At 38.4% G+C, this 11,062-nt stretch carries 10 protein-coding genes and 1 riboswitch; of the genes, 7 read left to right on the forward strand and 3 right to left on the reverse strand.

Annotated features, from left to right (window positions below):
• Positions 1-64 precede the first annotated feature (64 nt).
• The 7 genes from CRO54_RS12490 to CRO54_RS12520 all read left to right on the forward strand — a co-directional run bounded on the left by CRO54_RS12490 (position 65) and on the right by CRO54_RS12520 (position 7,413).
• Entirely contained in the window at positions 65-631 is a 567-nt protein-coding gene (locus CRO54_RS12490; RefSeq protein WP_097132416.1) for a hypothetical protein, read from the forward strand.
• An 18-nt stretch (positions 632-649) separates the two neighbouring features.
• A complete protein-coding gene (locus tag CRO54_RS21725; protein ID WP_097132417.1) occupies positions 650-883 on the forward strand; it encodes a DUF4160 domain-containing protein in 234 nt (77 codons plus the stop codon).
• Positions 873-1,088, forward strand: coding sequence for a DUF2442 domain-containing protein (locus CRO54_RS12500; RefSeq protein ID WP_097132418.1), 216 nt, complete (start codon positions 873-875; stop codon positions 1,086-1,088). The genes CRO54_RS21725 and CRO54_RS12500 overlap by 11 nt, the downstream gene beginning before the upstream one ends.
• Before the next feature lie 25 nt (positions 1,089-1,113).
• The gene (locus tag CRO54_RS12505; protein ID WP_097133089.1) at positions 1,114-1,857 is read left to right on the forward strand and encodes a Bax inhibitor-1/YccA family protein; all 744 of its coding nucleotides are present in this window, start codon (positions 1,114-1,116) and stop codon (positions 1,855-1,857) included.
• 116 nt (positions 1,858-1,973) lie between these two features.
• A riboswitch (SAM riboswitch) is annotated at positions 1,974-2,077 on the forward strand.
• A gap of 164 nt (positions 2,078-2,241) precedes the next feature.
• Positions 2,242-5,943, forward strand: coding sequence for a methionine synthase (gene metH / locus CRO54_RS12510; RefSeq protein WP_097132419.1), 3,702 nt, complete (start codon positions 2,242-2,244; stop codon positions 5,941-5,943).
• A gap of 55 nt (positions 5,944-5,998) precedes the next feature.
• On the forward strand, positions 5,999-6,361 hold the full coding sequence (locus CRO54_RS12515) for a four helix bundle protein (RefSeq protein WP_097132420.1): 363 nt from the start codon (positions 5,999-6,001) through the stop codon (positions 6,359-6,361).
• A 98-nt stretch (positions 6,362-6,459) separates the two neighbouring features.
• Complete coding sequence (locus CRO54_RS12520) at positions 6,460-7,413, forward strand: methylenetetrahydrofolate reductase (protein WP_097132421.1); 954 nt, start codon at positions 6,460-6,462, stop codon at positions 7,411-7,413.
• 314 nt (positions 7,414-7,727) lie between these two features.
• Here the strand turns inward: CRO54_RS12520 and CRO54_RS12525 are convergent, their stop codons facing one another.
• The 3 genes from CRO54_RS12525 to CRO54_RS12535 all read right to left on the reverse strand — a co-directional run bounded on the left by CRO54_RS12525 (position 7,728) and on the right by CRO54_RS12535 (position 11,062).
• Positions 7,728-8,858: a cytochrome-c peroxidase gene (locus CRO54_RS12525; RefSeq protein ID WP_097132422.1), complete on the reverse strand. Its 1,131-nt coding sequence runs from the start codon at positions 8,856-8,858 to the stop codon at positions 7,728-7,730.
• 10 nt (positions 8,859-8,868) lie between these two features.
• Positions 8,869-9,483 (reverse strand): hypothetical protein, encoded by a 615-nt coding sequence (locus CRO54_RS12530; protein ID WP_097132423.1) that lies wholly within the window; start codon positions 9,481-9,483, stop codon positions 8,869-8,871.
• Between the two features lie 145 nt (positions 9,484-9,628).
• Positions 9,629-11,062 carry a RagB/SusD family nutrient uptake outer membrane protein gene (locus CRO54_RS12535; RefSeq protein WP_171047900.1) on the reverse strand — a complete coding sequence of 478 codons (1,434 nt, stop codon included), beginning with the start codon at positions 11,060-11,062 and terminating at the stop codon, positions 9,629-9,631.

Raw genomic sequence — 11,062 nt, forward strand, 5'->3', positions numbered from 1 at the left:
TACGAATTACGATTTTAGATTTACGATTGTTGGGTGTGCAAATCTAAAATCGTAATTTCGCTTCATGCATGAAATAGAACCATATTATCAGTGGAGAGACGACTATATAGCTGCTGAAGATGATCGTTCCCCTTTCTACGATACCGAATATTCGGAGTTTTACTACGATAAACAACTCTATAATTACCTTATTCATCCCCAATGGGATACCTTTGGTTCCAATACCCTTTACATTAAAGTGCTTTATGCCGATTACGATAGGCAATATGCGATTATCGAATTAATGGGCGAATGGAACGATACCATCAACAACGATATCATGACCTTGAAACGGGAAATTTTAGAATTGATGGTGGATGAAGGTATCAACAAATTTATCCTAATAGGAGAGAACGTACTCAATTTTCATGCTTCTGATGATAGCTACTACGAAGAGTGGTTTCAGGATGTGGAAGATGGCTGGATTGCGGGGATTAATTTCAATGAACATGTTATCCAAGAGTTTAGAGACCATAGCATAGATTACTATATTAACTTTGGTGGAGAGCTGGACGAATTGCATTGGAGAAAGCTTAAGCCACTACAGTTTTACAAAAAAGTTGAGGAACTGCTGACAAAAAGATTAAACTAAAATTGTATTTTTATTGGCATGCCTACGTTGTTTATTATTTTTGGACTTCGATTTTTCTTTTACTCTAATGAGCACCTTCCGATCCATATACATGTCAGAAATGCAGATGGAGAAGCAAAGTTTGAAGTCGAAGATGTTAAACTTGTCAGTAATAAAGGACTTAAAAACAAAGATGTCGCCTTAGCACAGTCTTTGATTGAAGAGAACAAAGAGATTATTATAAGTAAATGGCACGAATATCATGGAAAATAAAATAAAAATTTGGTTCGATGAAAGCCAAATCTTCATTAAAACAATTTTGGGTGAACAAAAAAGTATGCCTCTAAAATGGTTTCCAAAATTACTTAATGCATCTAAAGAGGAGCGTGAAGATTATAGCATTTCTCCCTTTGGTATTCATTGGGAAAATATCGATGAAGATTTAAGTTTTGAAGGGTTTAACTCTTTTAGTAAATAAAAAAATAACTATTAAAAAATTAATGATGGAACAACAAAATTATCAATATCAAGACAACTCGGTTTTTGTACAAGAAAAGTCGGTGTCTAAAAAATTCTTTGCTAACGTTTTCTTATGGATGTTCATTGCTCTTGGTCTGTCAACAGCAGCAGCATTCTTTATCTCTGAAACTCCAGCGGCTCTTGCACAGCTAATCGATTTTAATACAGGCAAAAGAACAATGTTAGGTTATGTTGCAATGTTTGCGCCACTAGGTTTAGTGTTATTAATGAGTGCAGGTTTTAGTAAGTTATCTTATGGAGCACTTCTAGGCGTTTTCGTTTTATTCTCTGTATTACTTGGTGTTAGTTTAAGCTTTGTATTGTTGATTTATACTGGCGCTTCTATCGTAACTTGTTTTGCCGCTGCTGCCGGTATTTTCGGTATCATGGCATTTATGGGTTACACTACCAATATCGATTTAAGCAAATTTGGACCAATCTTAATGGTGGGTGTTTTAGGTTTATTCATCGCTGGAATAGCTAACATGTTTATTCAGAGTGAGCAATTTAGCTTAGTAATGGCATTCATTGGTATTGCAGTATTTACTGCTTTAACTGCTTACGACGTACAAAAAATTAAAAGAATTGGTCAGGGTCTAGAAGAAGACGGACAATCTATCGGTTCTAGTGATACTAAAAAGCTAGCGATAATGGCCGCTTTGGCACTATACTTGGATTTTATCAATATCTTTTTATATTTATTACGTATTTTCGGAGATAGAAAATAAGTTTTTGAACAAAATTTTATATCGAAGGCCATGCATATTTGCGTGGCCTTTGTAATTTTATTTGGTTGTAACACTGATATTTTTGGAAATGATAAGCGGATGTTGCACCTTTGCATTGCTTATTAAGAAAGACGGAGGGACTAGACCCAACGAAGTCTTAGCAACCTGTGCTAACAAGGTGCTAATTTCTAATCTCAGCAGTGGCGAGAGAAGATAAGTTTAGCGGATGTACCTATTCCGACTTTTTTATAGGCTTTTATTTATCATATAGTGTCTCAAATATCGAGAGCCGAAGTGCTGGGCTAATATTTGTCTCGATTATGAAGTTAGTACGCCTGTCGAGAAGTCTCGATACTTGATACTAGCGACTTGCTACTACAACCAATGAGCATTAGAGAAGAACTAGAAAAACGTATTTTAATTATAGATGGTGCTATGGGTACCATGATACAACGTTACACCCTAACCGAAGAAGATTTTAGAGGCGAGCGCTTTGCAAATCACCCTTCTGATGTAAAAGGTAATAACGATTTGTTGAACCTTACCCGTCCAGATATCATCAAAGCCATTCATACTGAATATTTAGCAGCAGGGGCTGATATCATTGAAACCAACACTTTCAGTACACAACGCATTTCCATGGCCGATTATGGAATGGAAGAATTGAGCTACGAGTTAAGTTACGAAGGTGCTAGAATAGCGAAGGAAGCAACTACTGAGTTCATGCTCAAAAACCCTGATAGGAAGTGCTTTGTAGCTGGTGCTATTGGTCCAACCAACCGTACGCTTTCACTCTCTCCAGATGTAAACGACCCGGGTTTTAGAGCCATTTCTTACGAAGAACTTTACGATGCCTACTACGAACAAATTAGAGGTTTGGTAGATGGCGGTTCGGATGTTTTGTTGATAGAAACCATCTTCGACACCTTAAATGCAAAAGTGGCCATTGCCGCCATTAAAGAATATGAAGAAGTAGTGGGTAAAAAACTTGAAATCATGATTTCGGGTACCATTACCGATGCTTCAGGCAGAACCTTATCTGGTCAAACGGCAGAGGCATTTTTGAATTCTATTGCGCATGCCAACCCACTAAGTATAGGTTTTAACTGCGCTTTGGGAGCGAAAGAAATGCGTCCACACATTGAAGAGTTAGCAGCAAAAGCACAATGTTATGTGTCAGCCTATCCAAATGCGGGTTTACCTAATGAGTTCGGTGCTTACGACGAACAACCTCATGAAACCGCCCATTTGGTAGATGATTTTATTATCTCAGGTTTTGTAAATATTGTAGGCGGATGTTGTGGTACTACGCCAGACCACATTGGCTGTATCGCTAAAAAAGCGGCTAAGTCTAGCCCGAGAAAAATACCAACGGTTGCACCATATTTGCGCTTAAGCGGGTTGGAACCTGTAACCATCACACCAGAAAGTATTTTCGTAAATGTGGGTGAGCGTACCAATATCACCGGTTCTCCAAAATTTTCAAAACTCATTTTAAGTGGCGATTACGAGGCTGCATTAGCGGTTGCGTTACAACAGGTAGAAGGTGGTGCACAAATCATCGATGTAAACATGGATGAAGGTATGATTGATTCGGAAGCGGCAATGACTAAATTCCTGAATTTAATTGCTTCCGAGCCTGATATCGCCAAATTGCCTATCATGGTCGATTCGTCTAAATGGACGGTAATCGAAGCTGGATTGAAATGTTTGCAAGGAAAAGGTATCGTCAACTCTATATCCTTAAAAGAAGGCGAAGAAAAATTTAGAGAAAGTGCTAAAAAGATTATGCGTTATGGCGCTGCGGTAGTGGTAATGGCGTTCGACGAGCAAGGTCAGGCAGATAATTACGAGCGCAGGATAGAAATTTGTAAACGCAGTTACGATATTTTGGTTGATGAAATTGGTTTCCCTCCACAAGATATCATCTTCGACCCAAATATTTTAACCGTAGCTACGGGATTAGAAGAGCATAACAACTATGCGGTAGATTTTATTAATGCTACTCGCTGGATTAAAGAAAACTTGCCTTATGCAAAAGTAAGTGGCGGTGTTTCTAACATTTCATTCTCATTTAGAGGAAATAACGTTGTGCGTGAAGCCATGCACTCCGCCTTTTTATACCATGCCATTGGTGCAGGTTTAGATATGGGAATTGTAAACGCTGGGATGCTGGAGGTTTACCAAGAAATTGCGCCAGAACTTTTAGAAAGGGTAGAAGATGTACTGCTAAACCGCAGAGATGATGCTACTGAAAGGTTGGTAGAATTTGCAGAAACGGTAAAAAATAAAGGTAAAGTAGTTGTCAAAGACGAAGCTTGGCGACAAGGTGCGGTAGAAGAAAGATTATCGCATTCTTTGGTAAAAGGAATTGTAGAGTTTTTAGATGAAGATGTAGAAGAGGCCCGTCAGAAATATGCTCGCCCAATTCAAGTAATTGAAGGTCCGTTAATGGATGGGATGAATATTGTTGGAGATTTATTTGGCGCAGGAAAAATGTTCTTGCCGCAGGTGGTGAAATCTGCCAGGGTAATGAAAAAAGCCGTGGCTTACCTGTTGCCTTTTATAGAAGAAGAAAAATTGGCCAATCCAGACCAAAACCAAAATTCATCTGCCGGAAAAGTATTATTAGCTACTGTAAAAGGTGATGTACACGATATCGGAAAGAACATTGTAGGTGTCGTTTTAGCCTGCAATAATTTCGAAATTGTAGATATGGGCGTGATGGTGCCTGCACAAGAAATCATCAAAAAAGCCAAAGAAATTAATGCCGATATTATCGGTTTAAGTGGATTAATCACGCCTTCGCTAGATGAAATGGTGCACTTTGCCAAAGAAATGGAACGCGAAGGATTTACCATTCCGTTAATTGTTGGTGGAGCAACGACCTCAAGAATACATGCTGCAGTGAAAATTGCACCTAATTATTCTGGTCCTGCAATTCACGTATTAGATGCTTCTAGAAGTGTGACTGTTTGTAGCACTTTGATGAACGGCGAGTTGAAAGATACGTACGTAGAACAAATCAAAGCCGAATACGATAAAGCTCGTGAAGCGCATTTGAACAAGCGTTCGGATAAACGTTTTAAAACTTTAGAAGAAGCTAGAACAAATAAATTTCAGATTGATTTAGCCCAAGTAGCACCTGCACCAACTTTTACAGGCACTAAGGTTTTAGAAGATTTCCCGTTGGAAGAACTGGTTCCCTACATTGATTGGACGCCTTTTTTCCATACTTGGGAGCTGCGTGGTAGCTATCCACGTATTTTCGAAGATAAAAATGTGGGCGATGAAGCTAGAAAGCTATTCGATGATGCACAGAATTTATTGAAACGCATTGTCGATGAAAAGTTGTTAAAAGCAAAAGCCGTGTTTGGTTTTTGGCCAGCACAAACCATAGGCGATGATATCCAATTAGCAGTTGAAAGTTCTCAGTTGGCAAAAACACCAGAATTGAAAGCTGGAAACTCAGAACTGGTAACTATCCATACCTTACGCCAACAGGCGGAAAAAGTTGATGGTCAGCCATACTACGCTTTGTCGGATTTTATTGCACCAGAAGGTAGCGGAAAGCAAGATTATTTTGGAGGTTTTGCCCTTACCACAGGTATTGGTTGTGATGAGTTAGTAGCCGAGTACGAAAAAAACTACGATGACTACAACAGCATCATGGTTAAAGCCTTAGCCGACCGTTTAGCAGAAGCTTTCGCTGAAAAGCTACACGAGTTGGTACGTAAAGATTATTGGGGTTATGCAAAAGAAGAGCAGCTAACTAACGAAGATTTAATTAAGGAGCAATATGTGGGTATTCGTCCAGCGCCAGGTTACCCTGCTTGTCCGGAACATACCGAAAAAGGAACTTTGTTTGCCTTGCTAGAAGCTGAAGAGAAAATTGGATTACGCATTACCGAAAGTTATGCGATGTATCCAACTGCTGCGGTAAGTGGTTTCTATTTCTCGCATCCAGAATCACGTTATTTCGGTTTGGGGAAAATTACCAAAGAGCAAGTAGAGGAATATGCGATAAGGAAAAGTATGACGATAGAAGATGCAGAGAGGTGGCTGGCGCCTAACCTTGCTTATTAATTGTTTGGTTGGTTAGTTTTTTGGATGTTTGGGATAGCATAGTTTTAAAATTAATATGGCATATCAAAAATATACAGAATTGGAAGTTTGGAAGACGGCAAGAATTTTTGCAGCCTATATTTATAAACTTACAGCTTCATTTCCAAAAGAGGAAACCTACGGGCTAACGTCTCAAATTAGGCGATGTGCAGTTTCGGTGCCATCAAATATTGCGGAAGGTTTGGGAAGGCAACATCCAAAAGAAACAATTCAATTTTTAGCAATTGCTAGAGGCTCGTTGTACGAATTAGAAACGCAGTTATATGTTTCTTTTGATATTGGCTTCATTTCAGAAATACAATTGACTGAAAGTATTGCGCAAATTGAGATGCTAGGAAAACTGATTAACGGATACATCAGATATTTAAATAAAGAATAATACAACAAGATATTAGTTTTTGGGATTATTGGTTTGGAGTTAAATGGCATTTAGGCTAAACAACCAAACAACCAAACAACCAAACAACCAAACAACCAATGAAAATTACAGAACACATCAAAAACGCAAAGGGTAAAACCTTATTCTCATTCGAATTATTGCCGCCAGTAAAAGGTCAAAGTATCGATTGGATTTACAAGGGCATAGAACCACTATTAGAATTTGAACCACCTTTTATCGATGTTACTTCGCTTAGAGAAGATTATATCTACAAAGAGCAGGAGAATGGTTTATTGCAAAAGGTTTCCTATCGTAAGCGCCCTGGAACTATTGCTATTTGTGCTGCTATTATCCATAAATATAAAATTGATGCCGTACCGCATTTAATTTGTGGAGGTTTTACCAAAGAAGAGACCGAAAATGCATTAATCGATTTACAGTTTTTAGGCATTGATAATGTGCTTGCTTTAAGAGGTGATGCCCGCAAAGCAGATAGTTCTTTTGTACCAACGCCAGGTGGACATTGCTATGCTACCGATTTAATTCAGCATATCAAAAATCATAATGCTGGTAAGTTTTTGCATGAAGATGTAGAAACTTTTAAAAGTGATTTCTGTATCGGCGTTGCCGGATATCCAGAGAAGCATTTCGAGGCACCAAACTTAAATACCGATTTCAAATACTTGAAACAGAAGGTAGATATGGGTGCTGGTTTTATCGTTACACAAATGTTCTTCGATAATCAGAAATACTTCGACTTTGTTAATAAATGCAGGGAAAATGGCATCAATGTGCCAATTATTCCAGGTTTAAAACCCATCAGCACTTTATCGCAATTGAATGTATTGCCTAAAATATTCCATATTGATTTACCAGATGAATTGACGGATGCTTTATCGCATGCCAAAAACAATGCGGAAGCAAAAGAAATTGGTACGCAAGCAATGATTAAGCAATGCAAAGAATTAATTGAATTCGGAGCACCGGTGTTGCACTTCTACACCATGGGAAAACCGGACCAAACTAAAGAAATAGCAAAGGCGGTGTTTTAGGTTGCCAGTTGCCAGTTACGAGATTTGGAGTATCGGGATATCGCTCGACAGAACGCTTTTCCGAAAGGTCTGGACAGGCTGTCGTTTGTCCTCGCAATGACGATAATCGGAACGTCATTGCGAACTGAAGCGTTGGGATTAGCAAGGAGTGAAGCAATCTTTACTTAAAAGTATTATTATTCCCTCAACTTTTTACGTAATAGCTTAATTAAAAGTATCATAATGTAAAAAGTTAAACTAACAAATGTAAAAACTACAATGCTATAGATCTTCATATCTACTTGCGGAAATAGAAGGTCATATTAAAGCGTTTTTTATTCTGGTAGTTTTGGAGGCATAATTTTCTGTACTTGTGTACTAATCGATTTTAAAAATGCTTCCAATTGTGTTTGTTCGGTTAAAGTTAAATTTAATTTTTTAAGCATCGCAGATTTCGGATTTTTTAAGGAATCTGGAATAACGGCTGCCCGTTGATAGGTAACTGGGTTTCCCAAGTTATAAAATTCAATTACATCTTTTATGGAAGGGAAATTTCCATGATGCATCCAAGGTCCGGTAATGTGTGTTTCTCTTAAAGAAGGCGTTCTAAAGGCACCTACATCTTTCAAGTTTTTAGTGACGTTGTACAGGCCTAAATCTTCCATTCTAGAACCTAGTAAAGCCTGTCCATCATTGTGAAACTTATTATCACTAAATAGCGGTCCGTTGTGGCAATTGATACAGCCCGCTTTGGTACGGAATAGGTGTAAACCCACCACTTCATCATCCTTTAAAGCTTTTTTATTACCTTTTACAAAAGCATCGAAACGAGAGTTAGTGCTTACAATGCTGCGCTCAAAAGTGGCAATCGCCTTTTGTATTTTATCTAAAGTGATTTCTTCACTACCGAAAGCCTGCGCAAACAGAGGTCTGTAACCAGAAACGGCTTTCACATTTGTTACCATCGTAGCTAAATCAGTATTCATCTCTACGTGGTCTTGCACCGGAAATTTTGCTTGTTCTTCTAAACTTTTGGCTCTACCGTCCCAAAAAAATTGCTCATAAAACCCAACGTTAATCAAAGTCATGGCGTTGCGTTTTCCCGTTTGTCTACTGTGACCATACGCCACTCTTCTTCCATCTCCCCAACCCAACTCTGGGTCGTGACAAGAAGCACAAGCAATTTGTCCTGAAACAGATAGCCTTGGATCAAAGAAAAGTATCTTGCCTAACTGCTGTTTCTCTGCTTTGAAAGGATTATCAGTAGGGTAGGAAGGTCTGCCCAAATATCCGATGTCTTTAAAACCGGGCTTAGCTTCGTTATGTAAATTTGCTTTTGGCCACTTGCTCGCGTCGCCACTGTATAGCTCACGCAACTGCTCCACCGTAAATTCATCGCTTTGCAAAAAGGCAGAAGAACATACAAAAACGGTTAAAATTGCAGTAAGTAACAGAAGTCTCTTCATCCTCAAAAAATTAAAGTGTAAGTGCCGTTGGACTTAATTTATAGTCGAAAGTTCTGGTAGTGCCACCAATAGCAGCTTCATTAAAGGTAATTTTTAAGTCCATTACTTTTGAAGTTTCATCGTAGGTGCCGCCGCCGCTCATGCCAATGGTGATGGTTTGCCCTGCGGTTGATTTCCTTAAAACTACATCTTGAGTTTTTACTTTTACGATACCAGTTTTAGCACCCTCGTAGTCAGGGAAAAACTGTAATACTTGGTCTACATTAATACCTACAGTTTTAATATTTGTAGTTCCTGTGTATGCGCTGTACAGGCGTACCATGTCAAACATAGGCGCTCCACTATCTAATACGTTCGGATTGCCAAAGCCGATAAAACTCGGATCTGCAGCAGAGATAGTTGAAAAATGCCCAGCAATTCTGTTGGTCCATAAGCCAGTAGAAGGCTCATATCTGTAAACATACATTTGATAGTAAGCAATAGGCTGATGAAAAACAGCTATAGCCGAAGAAGAAGCGGTAACTAGAGGTTGCGCTGGATATAAATCTGCTTTCTCTGCTGGTTCGTCTTTTTTGCAAGCACTAATGAAAATGATGCTAAAGAATAATGCGATAATATTTTTCATGTTTTTTACTTAAAAACTGTTTAAAAAATGCAAGTATATTTTGTTTTATGATGAGCATTCTAAATACATTCTTGTTGGCGAGGACGCCAACAACCGACACCGCTCATGTTGGCGTCCTCGCCAACGTGTTAATTTTACTTATAAATTAATAACCAGGATTTTGTTTCATGTTTCTGTTGGCGTTAACTGTGTTGGCTGGTAAAGGCATAATCAATCTATCGTCGTCAGTTAGAAGATTTTTAACTACTGGTGTAACATCTACCCTTACGATGTCTTTTTTGCGACGCATTAAATCGAATAACAAGTTACCTTCGAATGCCAATTCTTTCCTTCTTTCTAAAAGAATAGCATCAATCACTGCTTCTTTTGTAGTGAGGTTTAAAGTGATGGCACCAGCGTCGCCACGTTTTCTGATGAGGTTTAAATCTGCGTTTGCCACGGTAAAATCAGCTACAGTTTTTTCTACTGCAGCTTCTGCTCTAATTAAATGCAGTTCCGACAGGCGAAGTACTTTTATCGGGGTAGCTAAGGTTGCGCCACCTTGGTATTTCTTGGTAAAAACATAATTAACGCCATTAATTGCTTCTCTATTGAACATTTTAGTGATTCCTCTAACATCATCAGTGCTGTAAAGGCCTGTTAAGTCTCCTGTAGCTGCATACATTCTGTAAGAGGAAAGATTAGAGCTTTCGTAATAAACGCCCAAGCCGCCGCCCGTAAAATTCGTTTCTACAGGCAATTCAAAAATTGATTCGCTAGATGGAACTCTACCCACCCAACTGGCTACATAGTTAGCGTTAGTGATTAAAGTGTATTGATTGCTTTTAATGATTTCATCGGCTAAAGCAAAAGCTGCATTCCAATTGTTTTGGTATAAATAAACCTTTGCTAATAATGCTTTAGTAGAAGATTTGGTGAAATAATTTTGCTTTGAACCCGAATTTAAAACACCAACATTAGTATCATCAAATGCAGCGATCGCCTCAGTTAAGTCTTTAATTATTACATTGTAAGTTTCGGCAACGGTAGCTCTAAACGGAGATGGGTCTGAATATAACTGCGGCTGTAAAATTACCGAGATACCTAGATGAGAAGCATCTGTAGTATAGTTAAATGGTCTGGCAAAAATCCTTACCAAATCAAAATGAATCAATGCCCTAATGGCTTTTGCTTCTGCTATAATCTTCGCTTTTTCTATTGTGGAGCCAGCAGAAGATGGCGTGTATTTGATCACATTGTTCACGTTGTTTAATTCGCTGTACAATGAAGCATAAGTGGCGTTCATGCTAGAAACCTGTGCATCTAGCGCAACTTCATAAACGTTTTCTAATCTTAAGTTGGTGTTTTTACTGAACTTGATGTTTCCAGCTAAAATATCTGGATAAACCATCATGTTTTTATTGTAATGGTCTTCTTCTAATAAGGCCTTATAAGAGCCCGCCAAAGCTGTTTTTGCACCTTGTACATCTTTAAATAAATCTTCAAGAGATAATTTGTCTGTAGGTTCTTTGTCTAATATTTTCTCACATGAAGAAAAGCCCAAAAGCAAAACTATAAGTAGTATATAATATTTTTTCAT

Origin of the sequence: Pedobacter xixiisoli (assembly GCF_900215335.1) — a bacterium.
Classification (GTDB): domain Bacteria; phylum Bacteroidota; class Bacteroidia; order Sphingobacteriales; family Sphingobacteriaceae; genus Pedobacter; species Pedobacter xixiisoli.

Excerpts from the sequence above, each read along its gene's own strand:
- CRO54_RS12490 (WP_097132416.1), top strand. The coding sequence starts at position 65 with ATGCATGAAATAGAACCATATTATCAGTGGAGAGACGACTATATAGCT.
- CRO54_RS21725 (WP_097132417.1), top strand. The coding sequence starts at position 650 with ATGCCTACGTTGTTTATTATTTTTGGACTTCGATTTTTCTTTTACTCT.
- CRO54_RS12500 (WP_097132418.1), top strand. The coding sequence starts at position 873 with ATGGAAAATAAAATAAAAATTTGGTTCGATGAAAGCCAAATCTTCATT.
- CRO54_RS12505 (WP_097133089.1), top strand. The coding sequence starts at position 1,114 with ATGGAACAACAAAATTATCAATATCAAGACAACTCGGTTTTTGTACAA.
- metH (WP_097132419.1), top strand. The coding sequence starts at position 2,242 with ATGAGCATTAGAGAAGAACTAGAAAAACGTATTTTAATTATAGATGGT.
- CRO54_RS12515 (WP_097132420.1), top strand. The coding sequence starts at position 5,999 with ATGGCATATCAAAAATATACAGAATTGGAAGTTTGGAAGACGGCAAGA.
- CRO54_RS12520 (WP_097132421.1), top strand. The coding sequence starts at position 6,460 with ATGAAAATTACAGAACACATCAAAAACGCAAAGGGTAAAACCTTATTC.
- CRO54_RS12525 (WP_097132422.1), bottom strand. The coding sequence starts at position 8,858 with ATGAAGAGACTTCTGTTACTTACTGCAATTTTAACCGTTTTTGTATGT.
- CRO54_RS12530 (WP_097132423.1), bottom strand. The coding sequence starts at position 9,483 with ATGAAAAATATTATCGCATTATTCTTTAGCATCATTTTCATTAGTGCT.
- CRO54_RS12535 (WP_171047900.1), bottom strand. The coding sequence starts at position 11,062 with ATGAAAAAATATTATATACTACTTATAGTTTTGCTTTTGGGCTTTTCT.